Origin of the sequence: Nonomuraea sp. NPDC050022, from assembly GCF_044460705.1 — a bacterium.
Classification (GTDB): Bacteria; Actinomycetota; Actinomycetes; order Streptosporangiales; family Streptosporangiaceae; genus Nonomuraea.
Map to the genome: position 1 here is coordinate 758,330 of NZ_JBITKE010000004.1, position 14,487 is coordinate 772,816.

General features: G+C 67.7%; 16 protein-coding genes. 10 read left to right on the forward strand and 6 right to left on the reverse strand.

The window, feature by feature from the left end; genetic code table 11:
* The first annotated feature begins 30 nt into the window (after positions 1-30).
* The 3 genes from ACIBO2_RS20300 (at position 31) to ACIBO2_RS20310 (ending at position 3,851) form a co-directional block, all read left to right on the forward strand.
* Positions 31-984, forward strand: coding sequence for a DUF3800 domain-containing protein (locus ACIBO2_RS20300; protein WP_358534685.1), 954 nt, complete (start codon positions 31-33; stop codon positions 982-984).
* 186 nt (positions 985-1,170) lie between these two features.
* Entirely contained in the window at positions 1,171-2,814 is a 1,644-nt protein-coding gene (locus tag ACIBO2_RS20305) for a hypothetical protein (RefSeq protein ID WP_358534687.1), read from the forward strand.
* Positions 2,811-3,851: a hypothetical protein gene (locus tag ACIBO2_RS20310; RefSeq protein WP_358534689.1), complete on the forward strand. Its 1,041-nt coding sequence runs from the start codon at positions 2,811-2,813 to the stop codon at positions 3,849-3,851. The genes ACIBO2_RS20305 and ACIBO2_RS20310 overlap by 4 nt, the downstream gene beginning before the upstream one ends.
* On the opposite strand, the gene ACIBO2_RS20315 is transcribed toward ACIBO2_RS20310, so the two are convergent.
* The 4 genes from ACIBO2_RS20315 to ACIBO2_RS20330 are packed head-to-tail and all read right to left on the reverse strand — an operon-like array spanning position 3,836 to position 7,632.
* Complete coding sequence (locus ACIBO2_RS20315; RefSeq protein ID WP_358534691.1) at positions 3,836-4,435, reverse strand: ATP/GTP-binding protein; 600 nt, start codon at positions 4,433-4,435, stop codon at positions 3,836-3,838. The genes ACIBO2_RS20310 and ACIBO2_RS20315 overlap by 16 nt on opposite strands.
* Positions 4,416-4,817, reverse strand: coding sequence for a DUF742 domain-containing protein (locus ACIBO2_RS20320; RefSeq protein ID WP_358534693.1), 402 nt, complete (start codon positions 4,815-4,817; stop codon positions 4,416-4,418). The genes ACIBO2_RS20315 and ACIBO2_RS20320 overlap by 20 nt, the downstream gene beginning before the upstream one ends.
* Positions 4,814-5,245: a roadblock/LC7 domain-containing protein gene (locus tag ACIBO2_RS20325; protein ID WP_357962292.1), complete on the reverse strand. Its 432-nt coding sequence runs from the start codon at positions 5,243-5,245 to the stop codon at positions 4,814-4,816. The genes ACIBO2_RS20320 and ACIBO2_RS20325 overlap by 4 nt, the downstream gene beginning before the upstream one ends.
* On the reverse strand, positions 5,242-7,632 hold the full coding sequence (locus ACIBO2_RS20330; RefSeq protein ID WP_397298362.1) for a nitrate- and nitrite sensing domain-containing protein: 2,391 nt from the start codon (positions 7,630-7,632) through the stop codon (positions 5,242-5,244). The genes ACIBO2_RS20325 and ACIBO2_RS20330 overlap by 4 nt, the downstream gene beginning before the upstream one ends.
* 386 nt (positions 7,633-8,018) lie before the next feature.
* Between ACIBO2_RS20330 and ACIBO2_RS20335 the strand changes: the two genes are divergently transcribed.
* On the forward strand, positions 8,019-8,603 hold the full coding sequence (locus ACIBO2_RS20335; RefSeq protein WP_358534697.1) for a hypothetical protein: 585 nt from the start codon (positions 8,019-8,021) through the stop codon (positions 8,601-8,603).
* Between the two features lie 110 nt (positions 8,604-8,713).
* Complete coding sequence (locus ACIBO2_RS20340; RefSeq protein WP_358534699.1) at positions 8,714-9,196, forward strand: Pycsar system effector family protein; 483 nt, start codon at positions 8,714-8,716, stop codon at positions 9,194-9,196.
* Positions 9,197-9,287: 91 nt separating this feature from the next.
* Here ACIBO2_RS20340 and ACIBO2_RS20345 read toward each other — a convergent pair whose 3' ends face one another.
* Positions 9,288-9,632, reverse strand: coding sequence for a hypothetical protein (locus tag ACIBO2_RS20345; protein WP_397298364.1), 345 nt, complete (start codon positions 9,630-9,632; stop codon positions 9,288-9,290).
* Positions 9,633-9,802: 170 nt separating this feature from the next.
* Here ACIBO2_RS20345 and ACIBO2_RS20350 point away from each other — a divergent pair, with 170 nt between their 5' ends.
* Positions 9,803-10,057, forward strand: coding sequence for a hypothetical protein (locus ACIBO2_RS20350; RefSeq protein WP_397298366.1), 255 nt, complete (start codon positions 9,803-9,805; stop codon positions 10,055-10,057).
* 262 nt (positions 10,058-10,319) lie between these two features.
* On the opposite strand, the gene ACIBO2_RS20355 is transcribed toward ACIBO2_RS20350, so the two are convergent.
* A complete protein-coding gene (locus tag ACIBO2_RS20355; protein WP_358534705.1) occupies positions 10,320-10,793 on the reverse strand; it encodes a hypothetical protein in 474 nt (157 codons plus the stop codon).
* Between the two features lie 289 nt (positions 10,794-11,082).
* Here ACIBO2_RS20355 and ACIBO2_RS20360 point away from each other — a divergent pair, with 289 nt between their 5' ends.
* The 4 genes from ACIBO2_RS20360 (at position 11,083) to ACIBO2_RS20375 (ending at position 14,275) form a co-directional block, all read left to right on the forward strand.
* Positions 11,083-12,450, forward strand: coding sequence for a hypothetical protein (locus ACIBO2_RS20360; RefSeq protein ID WP_358534707.1), 1,368 nt, complete (start codon positions 11,083-11,085; stop codon positions 12,448-12,450).
* Complete coding sequence (locus tag ACIBO2_RS20365; RefSeq protein WP_358534709.1) at positions 12,447-13,040, forward strand: TetR family transcriptional regulator; 594 nt, start codon at positions 12,447-12,449, stop codon at positions 13,038-13,040. The genes ACIBO2_RS20360 and ACIBO2_RS20365 overlap by 4 nt, the downstream gene beginning before the upstream one ends.
* A 143-nt stretch (positions 13,041-13,183) precedes the next feature.
* Positions 13,184-13,486 (forward strand): putative quinol monooxygenase, encoded by a 303-nt coding sequence (locus ACIBO2_RS20370; RefSeq protein WP_397298369.1) that lies wholly within the window; start codon positions 13,184-13,186, stop codon positions 13,484-13,486.
* 36 nt (positions 13,487-13,522) lie between these two features.
* Positions 13,523-14,275: an AraC family transcriptional regulator gene (locus ACIBO2_RS20375; RefSeq protein ID WP_397298371.1), complete on the forward strand. Its 753-nt coding sequence runs from the start codon at positions 13,523-13,525 to the stop codon at positions 14,273-14,275.
* Positions 14,276-14,487: the final 212 nt, after the last annotated feature.

The following is a 14,487-nucleotide window of genomic DNA, read 5'->3' on the forward strand; positions in this document are numbered from 1 at the left end:
GGCGCAATGGGCGATTTGAGAGACTTGACCGTGGCACAACCCTTCGAAATCGCCTGTGACGAGTCCGGCTCAGAAGGGGAGAAGCTCATTGGGGGAAATACCGCTGTATTCGCCCACGCGAGCGTACGACTGGATGTCGAATCGGCGGCGGACTGCATCCATGAAGTACGAAGCAGAGCCCCCTCTCCGACCACGGAATACAAGTCGGGCATCATCCGCCGTAAGAAACACCTGAACGCCCTCAAGTGGCTGCTCGGCCCATCAGCGCCGCTGCTCGGCAACGCTCACGTCTACCTGATCGACAAGACCTTCTTCGCGATTGGCAGGCTCGTCGACCTGCTCGCCGTACAGGATCGCGAAGCCATGGCCGACACCCTTTACCGAGAGGGCGGGCAGACGTTCGGCCCTGACAGGTGGAACGCCTTTCTGTACTCCTTCAACGACCTGATGCGCGCCAATAACGGCCGGGGCCCGAGAGCCTCCGTCGAAGCGGTATTCGCCATGGTCGACACCTTTCGCCGCGCCACCCCACGAAGCCGGGCCGGCGAAATAATGGACCTGCTCTGGGAGTCCCGATCCCAGGTGGACGCCTTCCGGGAGCGATCGCCCACGCTGAACCCGCTGTTCCCGGCCATCAGCCAGGCCATCGTCTACTGGAGCGAAACCGGAAGACCCGTCTCGGTCGTGCACGACCGGCAGACCCTCCTCACGCAGGCACGCATCGACGAGCTGGAGGAGGCGCATTCCGCGCAAGGCCGGCTGGCCGGCCTGCGGCTCGTCGACTCGCGCACGGACCCGCGGGTCCAGGTGGCCGACCTCCTCGCCGGAGCCGCGCGGAAGATCGCGGAAGACGAGCTCACCGGCGAAGGCGACGCGGAGGTCACGGCGTTGCTGCGACCGTACGTGGACGCGTTCTCCATCTGGGGAGACGACCGAAGCCGGGCTCTGCTCGCGCCGAGCGACCCGGTCCTGAGGCTCGGCTGACCGAGATCGCGGCGATCGACGACGTCGCCGCGCGGAACCATTTCGCGGCAAGGATCACGTGATCCAGGGGCAAAGGTCGCCCCGCACGGTTGTCAGGTCTGGCAGGGTCGACGCGGCCGTGCTGATCGGGCGACAGGTACGGGCACTCGTTCGGGTACGGGGTCGGGTTCTGGGGTCGGGGAGAGCATGAACCTTGTCGGGGATGGCGAGCAGTTCGATCGGCTGCTCATCGCTGCGCGGGCGTATTGGGGACATCGCCCTCCTCGGGATGACAGCGGGCCACTGGTCGTGGCAGAGGCCTTCCACGAGGACATCAGGGTCATCGTGCGCAACCTGCTGGTGGCGAACGCGCTCTGCGATCTGTTGTCGGCCCGGCTGCTCGTGCTCACCGGCACGGACCCGGACTGGCGCGAGACGCTTTGGCAGGAGTACGACATCCAGCGGGTCCGGCGGCTGGCCGAGGCGTTCGGCGCCACCGAGGTGCTCGACGTGCACGGCCTTGTGGATCGCCGGCTGGCCGACCGAGGCGACAGCCCGGCGGAGGGAAGCGACTCCGAGACACTGGCCGCCGTGGAGAAGGCGACGCTGATCCGGCTGGGCCGGGTGCCGCGACTGCCGGACAGCGAAGAGCCCTGGCATCAGTCGCGGCGCGCCCGTACCAGGGCCTTCTCCGCCGTCTACGACCAGCTGTTCGCGGAGCGGTCGCTCGCCGCGCTGGTCACCAGCCATGTCGACTACGACCAGTGGGGGCTGGCGGTCGACACGGCCATGCGCCGGGAGGTCCCGGTCGTGCACGTACAGAGCACCGGCGCCCTGAAGGCGTACGCGCTCTTCCCGGAGCGCCGCAGGGGGCTCGGCACCTTCCGGGAGGAGCTGACCGGCCAGCTCGGCGAGTTCTTCGAGGAGTACGTCTGGCCGCACCGGGACCTCATCAGGCCGAACGCCGAGCTCGTGGCCTGGCGGGCGAAGGTCAACCTGGGCCGGCCGAGCTGGTGGCGGGCCGGAAACGTGAGCGATTTCGAAGTACGTACCGAGACGGAACGCCGCCAGCTCCGCCAGCACGCCTGCGAACGCCTCGGGATCGACCCGGATCTGCCCGTCTTCACCGTCTTCCACCATGCCGTCTCCGACGCGGTCGGCGCCAACAGGGAGCTGTTCGACGATCTGGCGCGCTGGTTCGAGGAGACCGCGGATTTCGCCGCCAAGAACGACCGCGTGAGCTGGCTCTTCCTGGATCACCCGAGCCAGTTCCGGTATGACACCACCGGCCATTTCGCGGCCGTGGCGGCCCGCCATTCGGCGCACGAGCACATGGCCTTCATGCCCAGCCTGGCGCTGTCGAAGAACGCGCTGTGGAGCATGACCGAGGTGGGGGCGACCGTGCGCGGGAGCGTCTCCAACGAGCTGCCCGCCTTCGGCATCCCCGTCATCCAGGCCGGTTGGTCCGAGTGGAGCGAATGCGGGATGTCGCACGTCGCCCGCACGCGGGACGACTATTGGCGGCTGCTCGGCGAGGCCGTCGCCAAGCACGCGAAGGGGGAGTCCATCTTGGGGACCGAGCAGCGGGAGCGGGCCCGGCTGTGGCTGTGGCTCTACCGCAGCGGGGCCGACGTGCCCTCGCCGGTGGTGCCGCATTGGGAGGTGGGGCAGGGCAACGAGTACCTGCACACGCTCGTCGCGGGCCTGCGGCACGTGGAGCGCGACGGCGACCCGCTCCACTGCGCGGTACGCAGGATGTGGGAGCGGCGTGATCCGCTGCTGTGCCGGTTCGACTTCCGGGATCCCCACGCGCTGGGTACGGCTCTCACCGCTTCGAGGAGCGCGTCATGAGCGACTTGCTGACCGCCGGGACGGGCACCGACTTCGACCGGCTCGCCGTCCCCGCCGAGGCGCCGATCGGGATCATCAGCGGCCACGACGCGGCACTGCAGGTGGCCGACCAGGTGCATCGTGGCATACAGATCGTGGGCCGGTTCGAGCGCTCGGGACTGGCCGGATTCAAGGTGGCCGCCGCGGGCCGCCGGCTGCGGGTGACGGTCTCGCTGTCGGTGGACGCCGGGTCGGTACGCGGCTGGCACGAGGGGGAGCCGGAGCCGCCGGCGGAGGCTGTCAAGGGCCTGCCGCGGCTCATCCAGATCCGCTCCCAGGGACGGTTGCGCCAGTGCGTGCTGCTGAAGGGCGGCGGCCACCTCAAGAAGAGCGTGGCCGTCTTCGACCTGCTGCCCGAGGAGATGCCGGACGACGGCCTGATCTGCGTCGAGGCGCTGGACATCATGGAGGGGCGCGGCATTTCCGGCGTACTCCGCGAAACCGTGGCGGGATCCGTCATGCCTGACGGCGTGGCCGGGCTGCGCATCGACAGCGTGGACTTCATCGTCAGTCCGGCCGGGGAGCAGGCTACGGCCGCCGCCGAGCAGACGCGGGACGGCGTGCGCAGCGAGACCTCGTCCCTGATCAGCTGCGGCGGCTTCGCCGGCCGCCAGGGCACCCGTTCGCTCCGCTCCGGCCTGTTCATCGTCAACCCCGTACCACCGGGCGCCTTCGGCTCGGGAGGCGAGCTGACCATTCGCCTCAGCGGCCGGGCGGGCGGCACGGCCGGTCGGCGACTTCGCGCACTGATCCGGAAGGCCCGGCCCGGGGGCAACGGCTGGGCGCTCAAAGCGGCCGCGCCGACCGTACAGCGGATCGTGAGCTTTCAGGACGGCGACCTGCCGGCGCCGGCCCAGTCCACGAGCGGCGCCATCACCGAGCTCCGGCTCCCGGCGCCCACGAACGCACCGATCCTCGTGGTCGTAACCGCCCAGAACGGTGCCGTGCCCAGCCTGCTGTCCACGACATGGCGGCCGGGAGGTCAGGCCACGGGGTGAGCCGCGGCGCGGGACTGCGTGTCCATCAGGTGCTCGATGAGCGCCAGCAGGACATCGCGGCCCGCCGTGCGGTCGCGGGCGTCACAGAGCACCAGCGGCACCTGCGGATCGAGGTCGAGGGCCTTGCGGATCTCCTCCTGCGTCCGGTCCTTGACACCGTGGAAGCAGTTGACGCCGACGATGAAGGGGATCCGGCGGCTCTCGAAGAAGTCGATCGAGGCGAAGCTGACGTCCAGCCGGCGGGTGTCGACCAGGACGACGGCGCCCATCGCGCCGTTGACGAGGTCGTTCCACATGAACCAGAAGCGTTCCTGCCCCGGCGTGCCGAACAGGTAGAGGACGATTTCGCGATTGATGGTGATGCGCCCGAAGTCCAGGGCGACGGTGGTGGTGGTCTTGCCGCCCACCCCTTCCAGATCGTCGACGCCGACGCTGGCATGGGTCAGGTACTCCTCGGTACGCAGCGGAGCGACCTCGCTCACCGCGCCGACCAGGGTCGTCTTGCCCACGCCGAAACCACCGGCGATAAGGATCTTCACTGCCAGGGGAGCGGTGTCCTTCTGATCAGAGATTGCGTAGCCCATCCCGCACCGCCTCAAGGATTGTCATACCGGGAAGGCCACCCGCCTGCGCGAAGGCCAGCGGCGGCCGGGCCCGCAGCTGACCGGCCTCGATCAGGTCGCCGATGAGGATCTTGGTCACGGACACCGGGAGATTCAGCGCGGAGGCGACCTCGGCCACCGCCAAGGGCCGCGTGCACAGAGCGAGGATGGTGCGGTGCTCCGGCTGCATCCTCCGCATGCCGTGTCCGGACTCCGAAGAGGCCGCCTCGGACAGCGCCGTCACCAGGGTGATCAGCGTGAGGTCGTCCCGCTCGGGGGTGGTTCGTCCGCCGGTGATCGTATAGGGACGGACAAGGGGCTCATCGGCGGCATCGTCGTCGAAGCTCTCCGTCCAATGCCTCATCCGTGTCTCCCCGCGTCATCGGGTTCCGGGGCGCGCGTGTCGGTCCCCAGCTTCTGGCCGACCTGCTGGACCAGGGTGTGCATCGCCACGGCCATCAGCTCCGCGTCGACCTCCTGGGAGGCGACCACGGCCAGATGGGTGCCACGGCCCGCCGCTGTGACGAACAGCCACAGGTCGGCCATCTCGATGATGACCTGATGGACCGGGCCGCCGCTGAAGAGCTGTCCGACACCGCGAGCCAGGCTCTGCTGGCCGGTGGCGATCGCGGCGAGGCGTTCGGCGTCCGAGCGCTCGATGGTCCGGGAGCGGCTGACCACCAGGCCGTCGTCGGACAGCACGATGGCGTGCCGCGTGCCCGCGACCTGATTGACCAGGCCGTCCAGGAGCCAGTCCAGGTCTGCGTCGGTGGCGGTGGTGCGCTGCGTCATCTTCGGTCTTCCGTCGTAGGGGAGCCGGGCTCGGGGGATCCGTCCGGCCGGGGCTGGAAGGCGTCGTCACCGGTCCGGCGCCGGCGGGACTGCCTCTGGAACGCACCGATCGTGGCACTGGATCGGCTGGGCTGCTCGCGTACTGCCCAGGTTTCCTGGTCGGTATCTTCATCCCTGTCGGCCGGGGCCTTCAACTCGGTGACCAGATTGGCCTGGCGCACCCGCTGGGGCAGCGGCGGACGCTCGGCGGACGGGGGCGCGTCGTCTCGATCCGGTGCTGTATCCGGTGCTGTTACGTAGGCCATCGCGCGTCCCCTGGAGCGGGTCGGCAACGGTGCGTCGTCCTCGTGGGGCGGGACTTCCTGGGGACGGGGTCGCGGCGCGGGGGGAGCCTCCTTGGGGACCGCGGTCGGTCCGGGTACCGGGCGGGGGCGGTCCACCACGAGCGGTTCCGGGAGCAGCACGATGACCCGGGTGCCGCCGAAGGCGGACGGCCGCAGCTCCACCTGGAGCCCGAGGCTCATGGCGAGCCGGGCGACCACGTACAGGCCGAGACGCACATCATCGGCGTGGGTCATCACGTCGAGCTGCGGCGGCGACTTCAGCAGGGCGTTGGCGGCGGCGTACTGCGCGGGTTCCATGCCCAGGCCGCGATCCTCGATCTCCACGGCGAGGCCCCGGCTGACCAGCGCGGCCCGTACTTCGACGGGGGTCATCGGCTTGGAGAAGGCGGTGGCGTTCTCCATCAGCTCCGCCAGGACGTGGACCAGCGGTCCGACCGCCCGTTCGGCCACCCAGGGGTCGCCCTCGACCTCGATCGAGATCCGCCGGTAGTCCTGGACCTCACCCTGGGCGGCGCGCAGGACGTCGAGCAGGCGTACCGGCTTGCGCCAGCGGCGCTGCGGCTGGCCGCCGCCGAGGATCACCAGGTTCTCCTCGTAGCGGCGCAGCCGGGCGGTGAGGTGGTCGAGGTCGAACAGGCCCTCCAGCACCTCGGGGTCCTCGTGCTTGCGTTCCAGCTCGTCCAGCTTCTTCAGCTGAAGTCCGATGAGGATCTGGGTACGGCGGGCGATGCGCTGGAGCATGCGCTGGAAGCCACGGTGCTGCTCGGCCTGCCGTACGGCGGTGTAGACCGCGCTGCGGCTGGCCAGGTTGAGGGCGTGCCCGAGCTCGCCGAGCTCGTCGGGGGTGGGCTCGACCATGTGTACTTCGGCGTCCACGTCGACGTCCTCGCCACGCTCCAGCCGGGCGACCACGTCGGGCAGCCGCTCCTGGAGCTCCTGGGCCTCCTCGCGCAGGTGGAGGATGCGCCGGCGCAGGATGCTGGTGAGGCGCCAGCTGGTGAAGATGACCAGGCCCAAGGCGAGCACGCCCACGCCGCTGACGCTGAGGAAGATGATGAAGAGGGTGCCGGCGTGGGTGTAGCCGATCGTGGCGACGTTCACCAGCCGGACGCGCAGGAGTTCCACCAGCTGCGGGGTGATCGTGTCCACCGAGGAGCGCCACGACGCGCTGACCTCGCGGAGCGCCACCTGGCCGCTCTCGCCGGTCCCGGCGGTGACCAGCCGCTCCTCCAGGGCGATCATGGTCTGCCACGGCTTGCTGGCCGTCAGCTTCTCGTACTGGCTCTCGTTCTCCAGGAGGTTGGGAGCCACCCGGGCCTGCAGGAGGTGCTCCTTGGTGCCGATGGCGTCGGCGACCAGGTCGTGCTCCTCCGCCGTCAGGCGCCCCTTCTCCCAGCCACGGGCCAGAATGGCGTCCTCGCGGCCGAGCATGTCGAGCACCCAGAAGAGGTCGACCAGCGTCTGCGCCTTGGTGTTCACCTCGCCGTGCTCGGTATGGCTGAGGACGGTCAGCAGCCTGAGGTCTGACTCAAGGACGCCGGTGTAGTAGTCGAACGCCTTCTGATCGCTGGACCACCCGGCGTCCACCGCCCGGCGCTGCTGGTCGAGAAGGTCGAGGCCCCGTTCGACGCGGGCGACAGCCGCGGGGATCCCCTCCTGTCCCTTGCTGGTGTCCAGGGTCGCCAGCGGACGGAAGGCGGTCACCGCCTGGTCGGTCAGCACGCGCTGCTTGGCCAGCTTGTCGCGGGCGCCGCCCCGTGGGTTGGCCTGCACCTCCGCGGTGAGCAGCCGCTCCTGCCCAAAGCTGAAGAACAGGTTGGCCGCGGGTCTGCCGGCGGTGGTGGTGGCCAGATCCATCTGGGCCTTCTCCGACTGCCACTGGGTGAACAGCTGGAACATTCCCGAAGCCAGCACCGGGGCAAAGGTGATGCTCGGTACGAAGACCAAAATGATCAGGACGGTACGCAGGGGGAGTCGGCGGGCACCGGCCAGTCGCCGCGGCCGGCCGCCGGTCGACTCCGGTGCCCCGTTCTCTTCGTCCACGGTTCCCGTACGTCGCCGCCCGACTCTGCCCAAACCAGCCACGTGCGGGCACTCTCCTTGCCGATCAGCGCGTCCATCGCAAAAATCGCCAAAGTAGGCGATTAGTGGCCTGATAGTAGCGATAGGGCAGTTGGCGTCGAAAGCCCCCGCTTTGCAGGCTGTGCCGCAGTGGAAGGCCATCGGCCGACCTGTACGTCAGGCGCTTCCTGACGGCTGTCATGGTTGGGGCCGCCGGGTCCGCAGTTCGTCCGTGGAGGGCTCTGCGCAGGGCTGCCAGCCTGCTTGGCATCCTGACCAGTGCAATAGCGGCGAAGATCACATCGTCTACGGATGGCCGGAATAAACCCGATGCTGTAATGGCAGGGCTCCCCGTACCGTGTGCGATCATGTCAGGTTTTGGGTGGTTTGAGGCGGGCCGATCGCTGCAAGGCGAGCATTTGGTCTTTGCCGAGACGCTCCGCGCCCGAGCAGCGCGCTGGACGGAGCGTCATGACACCTGGCTTGCGCCATGGGATAGCGACGATCGGCTGGTTGCCGGGCTTCATATCGACGACGACTGCGCGAACCAGACTCTGCTCTGTGTAGGCGTCCACCTGCTCGGCAACACACTGCAGGCCGATGAGCTGCACAATCAGCTCAGCACCCTGCCTGAGATACCAACGAGCCTCGCCATGACGACGACGGGGCCGATCAAGGTCATGGCCAACCGGGCCGCCGACTGGTTCGAATCAGTCCTTCAACGTCCTGTCGACCGCTGGGAGTGGACTAATCGCGGGCAGGTCTACGCCTACGCGTACGTTTTCGCCGACACCACCGAAGGACTCTCCCAGATGTTCAACAAAGAGCTGGCTCCTTGGAGTCTGAAGTGGCGGCTTGCGCGACGGGGGTATGTCTCACCGAAGGGATGGGTTGAGGTTCGAGGAATCGGAGAACCGGACCGGGTCATCCATATTCGCGGCATTCGCTCTTAGTCGGCCCCATAGGCCCACGATCCCGACGGAAAGGACCGCCCACCATGAACCACGAATCAGCTACCTCTGGCGGCCACTCCGGAGAGGACAGCGGTGCGCAGCATGCGTCCATGTCCCCGTTCCTCAGGGATCGGCTCGACGCCGCCACCACCGCGGCCCGCGCCGAGCTGATCAGCGCCAGTGAGAAGAGGGCCGGCCTCCTGCTGTCCTGGGCGGGCGTCGCGTACGGCGTGATGGTCACCCTCATCCTCACCGGTCCGGCCCAATTCCCGGGAGTCGGGCGCTTCGGCGTCATCCTGGCGCTGATCCTGCTGTCCGCGGCGGTCCTGCTGATCCTGATCACCATCCGCCCACCGTCGCCCCAACAGGGCGGGCAGAGAATCCTTGTCTACGCCGAGGAGCCCACGCCCGAAGCCCTGATCGAGCGGATGAACACCGAGACCAGGGACTACGAGCTGTTCCTGGCCACCGACGCCCTGCGGATCGCGCGGATCGCGCGCACCAAACACCGCAATCTGCGCTGGTCCGTCAACCTGATCGTCACCGGCATCATGGTCATGACGATCATGGTCTTCCTGGAACGCCTGCTCTGACACGGCCCGGGATCGGTTGAACGCCGGCTGCAACGCGTTCATGAAGCCTCCAGCCCGGCGGCGCCCATGACCCGACATCGCCTCCGATGTCTCACGTCTTCTTTCTGCTGGTTCCTCTGGCTGTGGTGGTGGCGGCCCTTGCCGGCTTCGAGTCACCGGCCTTGCTGTTGACGGTGTACTGCTCCAGGACCTTCATGATCTCGGGAGTCAGCGCGTCGGCCAGCGCGGGCGCCAGAGAGTCGGCCAGAGCGGAGGCCAGAACCTGCGTGAGCAGGAGCCGTTCGATTGTCGATGCCTTCGGCATCGCGTGCGTCCCCGATGTGAGGGCTGTTTCGATCAGGGCGGCCATCGAGTCCCCGCCGCGGGCAAGAACCTTGGTGGACTGGCTGGCCTCATTGAGGATGTCGCGAATGACGTCGTCGATCAGCGAATCCACCGGGTCATGCTCGGTCGGTTCGGCGGCTTCCTCTGACGCCATGAGTTGCTCCTCTGCGGTCGATGTGTGCTGTCCCTAGCTGTCGATTCACGCCGGCTGAGGAACTCCTTTTCTGCCTGCGATCGGGAGTCGTACCACTACCGGTTGGCGAGCGCGGCGAGTAGGAGCGGGTGTGCGATTCCGCTCTCCTCTTCTTCTCCGCGGCGAGCCGCAAGCGCGGCAAGCAGCAGCGCTTCCAGGGAACGCCCTTCACCTCGCGCTCGGAGGTCTCGGTACGCTCGGCCTCTGCGATGGCGGTCATGGGATGTCCTTTCAAGTGCCGGGATAAGCACGCCAGGTTCGTGATGGAGATACATCATCCCGATACCCAAGCCTTCGATCTGATTCATAAAGAAACGCCCGAGAAAAACTGGTCGAATATCTAAATAGACCCGTTTTGAGCTGCTCTTTGGTTGTCGGCGAGCATGGTCGACACCGCCTCCGGCGATTTCCCAATGATCAACGGGGCCAGGGGCGTCGGCGGACAGCGCCTGGACGGCCCGGCCGGAGTAGGTCGCCGAAGACGCCTACTCGAACCGTGGCGTGCTGGGCAGCCTCGCGAAGCGGGGAGTCGGTCCTGGAAAGCCGCGGCGGTACGTTCGTCGGGACGGCCTCCGGCATCGCGCCGTATTGCGCGGACGCTCCGATCTAAGTGGCGAACACGCTGGCGAAGAACCCGATCACCGCGAATACCACTGCGATGACGATCGCCCAAATCAAGGTGATGCCCATCAGGGACAGTACGTAGGTATGCATTCCCGCGACAGCTGCGTTGATGAGGACAACGATAAAGTCGGAGATTATCAGCTCTTCCCAGGACTTGAAGACCAGAAAGCTGGAGATCAGGCCAGTGATTATGGTCAGAGCCACCACTCCGGCCGCACCCCAAAAGCCAGAAGAAGAAGAGTCGGCCTCGGCGGATTCCTGGCTGACGGCCTTTGGCGAGTATTCCGTGACCGTGACCACCGGAGTGGCCCCTTGGCCGCCATCGGCGACTTCCTTGTCATGCTCGAACGCGAAAACGGCGATGACCACGCCGACGATCGCCACGACAAGGGCCAGAACGGCGGCGACTTCAGCGTAGACAGTGAGCCGTCGTGGCTTGGCAGGTTCGTCCGCCATGCTTGTCCTCGCATCGGGGGAGAGCGATCCAGAGCTAACACTCTAACGAGGCGCCGGGTGGAGATGCCCCTGTTGGCAGGCGACGCAGGGTCGGCGGCACTTGGGCGTTCGTCGCGTACGACCGCCGTGGTGATCGCCCTGACGCCCATCGTTCTCGCGCCCGCGTACGGCTGACTGACCGCACTGCGCCCGCCGGGCAACTCGGCCCGACCTGCCTCGCTGTGGCCATCTGGACGGTAAAACATGTCACACCACTAACTTTTGACAGTCATATGACAGAATGTTCGGCATGAAGGAGAGCGTTCCACGGCTGCTGCAAGACGCACGCCGCACCAGAAGGCGCCACGAGTGGGCGACAGTCCAGCGTCGGCGGCTCGCCGAGATCGTCGAGCACGCCCGTACCCACTCGCCCTACTACCGGGATCTCTACAGCGGCCTGCCTCCCCGCGTCGACGACCCCGCATCGCTGCCGGTCACCGATAAGAAGGCGCTGATGGCGCACTACGACCATTGGGCCACCGACCGCGAAGTAACGCTGGCGCGGGCACGCGCCTTCGCCGCAGACCCGCAACTGGTAGGCGGACGGTTCCTCGACCGATACCTGGTGGTCACTACCTCGGGCACCACAGGAAACCCCGCGATCTTCGTCAAGGACGATCGGGACATCGCCGTCAACTACGCCCTCAGCATGCGGATGATGAGCTCCTGGCTGGACCTCACCGACGTCACCCGGATCGTGGCGGGCGGCGGACGGATGGCCATCGTGGCCGCGACGAACGGCCATTTCCTGGTCTCGGCCGGCGCCGCCCGCATGCGCGCACACCGGCTACAGCGCAAGACCATCCGCCTCTTCTCCGTGCACACCCCGCTCGATGCCCTGGTCGAGGCGCTCAACGAGTTCCGCCCCGCCCTCCTGCTCGGGTACGGCAGCGTCCTCAACATGCTCGCCGCCGAGCAAGAGTCTGGACGGCTGCACATCGCGCCGGTGGTGGTCGAACCCGCCGGCGAGACGCTGACCAGCGGTGACTACGCGCGAATGGCCGGCGCCTTCAAAGCCAAGGTGCGCGACACGTACGGCGCCAGCGAGTGTCCCTTCCTCACCGAGGGCTGCGCGTACGGCTGGTATCACGTCAACAGCGACTGGGCCCTGGTCGAACCGGTAGAAGCCGACCATTCTCCGACCCCACCGGGCAGGCGATCCCACACCGTTCTGGTGACCAATCTGGCCAACCGCGTACAACCGATCCTGCGCTACGACCTCGGCGACAGCGTCCTGCAACGGCCTGACCCGTGCCCCTGCGGCAACCCCCTGCCGGCCATACAGGTGCAGGGACGCGTGGCCAACGTGCTCACGTTCGCCACCGGGCGGGGCGAGGTCGTCATCGCGCCGCTGATGCTCAACACGCTCGTGGATCGTACGCCTGGCGTACAGCTGTACCAGATCGTCCAAACCAGCCCGGCGAGCCTGCGCATACGGCTGCGGCCCTCACCTGGTGCGGACCCGGAAACGGTATGGCGGGCGGTGCGTGACGGGATCGGCGGTCTGCTCGCCGACCACAAGCTGGACCATGTCATCCTGGAACGCGCTGAGGAGCCGCCGCAGCAATCCCCCGGCGGAAAGTATCGGGCGGTCATCCCGCTGAAGGATTTCGCATGATGTCAGATTCCGAGCAGCCCGGACTGCGGGAGCGCAAGAAGGCCGGCACCCGCGCCGCCATTCAGCGGCACGCGCTGCGCCTGTTCCGTGAGCAGGGTTACGACGCCACCAGCGTCGAGCAGATCGCCCAGGCGGCCGACGTCTCGCACCGGACGGTGTTCCGCTACTTCCCGACCAAGGAAGCGCTGGTCACCCTCGATGACTACGACACCCTCATCGCCGAGGCGTACACGGCCCAGCCGCCGGAACTCGGCCCGGTGCCGGCGCTGCGCAACGCCTTCCGTACTGTGTTCACCGACCTGACCGACGCGGACGTGACCGCGAAGCGGGAGCGCCAGGCGCTGGTGCTCAGCGTCCCCACGCTGTGGGCGGCCAGCCTCGCCAACATCACCAACACCAAGCAGACGCTCACCGAACTGGTCGCAACCAGGCTCGACCGTCCGCAACACGACGACCGAGTACGGGCCGTAGCAGGCGCGGTGTTCGGCATCCTGCTGTCGGTCTGGCTGGACTGGGCCAAGAACCCGGAGCTGGACGCCCCGGCGGCGTTGGACAGCGCGCTCGCCCATCTAGAGCTCTCGGACTCCTGACAATCGGTGAGATCAGGGCCTGGATAGGGCGTGTCCGTTGGAAGCGTGAACGCGTCCGACTCGCGGAAGCCGACCAGGCCGGCTCGATGTGAGGATCGAGACATCCGCTCGCGGCAGTCGCCGCCCCCAATCAGGAGGTCCTCGTGATCATTGCCATTGTCGACTTCGACACCGCCGCCGCTGACCGCGCGACAGCCCTGGCCCAGCTCGACAGCGAACGCGAAGAGGTACGCGCGATGCCGGGTAACGTTGCCTATCGGGTGTACGCCTCCCGGGAGGACGAGACCCGGGTGACCATCATCCACGAGTGGGAGGACGCGGAGTCTTTCGCCGGCTACCAGAAGTCGGACTCCTTCGCACGCTCTGGCAAGATGATTCGCCCGATGATGACCGGGTCGCCGGTGAGCCGGCGCTTCCACGCGGAGTCGGTGGAGACCGTCGCCTGACCGGCGTCCCTACGATTGGTTCATGCGAGGCTGTGGATGACCCGGAAGGCGTACAGCTTCGTCCGTACGTTCCCACGGGAGCCCGCCCGCGAGCTCAAGGTGGACCGCCACTACCTGCTCTGCGCCTCGACCGGTGCCCTCCGGCTCGAGGCGCAGGGCCAGTCGTGGCTCCTACCGCCGGCCCGGGCCGCCCTGATCGAGGCGGGTCACGCGATACAGGTGAGCATCCCGCAGCCGGTCACGACCGCGTCGGTACTGTTCGACACCACATTCACCGCGATCCCGCCGGCACCGTTGACCGTATTCGACCTCAGCCCTCTGGCACGCGCATTGGTGACCGAGTGCGGCACCTGGGGTGAGAGCGACGAACCTCTCACGGCGTACGCGGAGACGCTTTTCACCGCCCTCGCCGCAGTGACCTGGCGGCTCGCCGAGCAGCCGAGTCCGGTCGTCGTACCGGTGGGGCGCTCACCGGAACTACGCCGAGCCCTGCGGCTGACCGAGCAGCGGCTCGGCGGCGAGATCCGCTTCGAGGACGTGGCAGACGAGGTGGGCCTGGCACCACGATCGCTGGCCCGGCGCTTCGAGGACGAGACGGGCATGACGTGGCGGGCAGTCCTGCGCCGGATGCGGGTGCTGCGCGCGATCGAAGAGCTGGCTGCGGGGGACACTCCGATCACCGAGATCGCGTTCATGGTCGGCTACACGTCATTGTCGGCGTTCAACGCCGCGTTCCGACAGCTGACCGCCCGCACACCCACGGAGTACCGAGCCAGCTTCCGGCCCTGACCGGGCGGGCTCGCGCTCGTAGCGAGCCGGACCGCCCCGGATCTGCACCGCTCTGGCCGGCGCCGGATCCGTTCGGTCTGAGGCTGCGGCGCGGGGGATAACGCTTCGTGCTCGGCGAACAAGATCGCCCAGCCCGGTGGCCAGGGCCACGCTGATCGCGGCGTTACGGAGGATCTCGCTCGCGTTCACCTCGGAGAAGCCAAGCCGCTGGA

Bases quoted from the DNA above. Each gene is read 5' to 3' on its own strand.
- ACIBO2_RS20335 (WP_358534697.1), top strand. From the start codon at position 8,019: ATGTCAGGTTTTGGGTGGTTTGAGGCGGGCCGATCGCTGCAAGGCGAG.
- ACIBO2_RS20305 (WP_358534687.1), top strand. From the start codon at position 1,171: ATGAACCTTGTCGGGGATGGCGAGCAGTTCGATCGGCTGCTCATCGCT.
- ACIBO2_RS20360 (WP_358534707.1), top strand. From the start codon at position 11,083: ATGAAGGAGAGCGTTCCACGGCTGCTGCAAGACGCACGCCGCACCAGA.
- ACIBO2_RS20310 (WP_358534689.1), top strand. From the start codon at position 2,811: ATGAGCGACTTGCTGACCGCCGGGACGGGCACCGACTTCGACCGGCTC.
- ACIBO2_RS20340 (WP_358534699.1), top strand. From the start codon at position 8,714: ATGTCCCCGTTCCTCAGGGATCGGCTCGACGCCGCCACCACCGCGGCC.
- ACIBO2_RS20375 (WP_397298371.1), top strand. From the start codon at position 13,523: ATGACCCGGAAGGCGTACAGCTTCGTCCGTACGTTCCCACGGGAGCCC.
- ACIBO2_RS20365 (WP_358534709.1), top strand. From the start codon at position 12,447: ATGATGTCAGATTCCGAGCAGCCCGGACTGCGGGAGCGCAAGAAGGCC.
- ACIBO2_RS20355 (WP_358534705.1), bottom strand. From the start codon at position 10,793: ATGGCGGACGAACCTGCCAAGCCACGACGGCTCACTGTCTACGCTGAA.
- ACIBO2_RS20315 (WP_358534691.1), bottom strand. From the start codon at position 4,435: ATGGGCTACGCAATCTCTGATCAGAAGGACACCGCTCCCCTGGCAGTG.
- ACIBO2_RS20325 (WP_357962292.1), bottom strand. From the start codon at position 5,245: ATGACGCAGCGCACCACCGCCACCGACGCAGACCTGGACTGGCTCCTG.
- ACIBO2_RS20320 (WP_358534693.1), bottom strand. From the start codon at position 4,817: ATGAGGCATTGGACGGAGAGCTTCGACGACGATGCCGCCGATGAGCCC.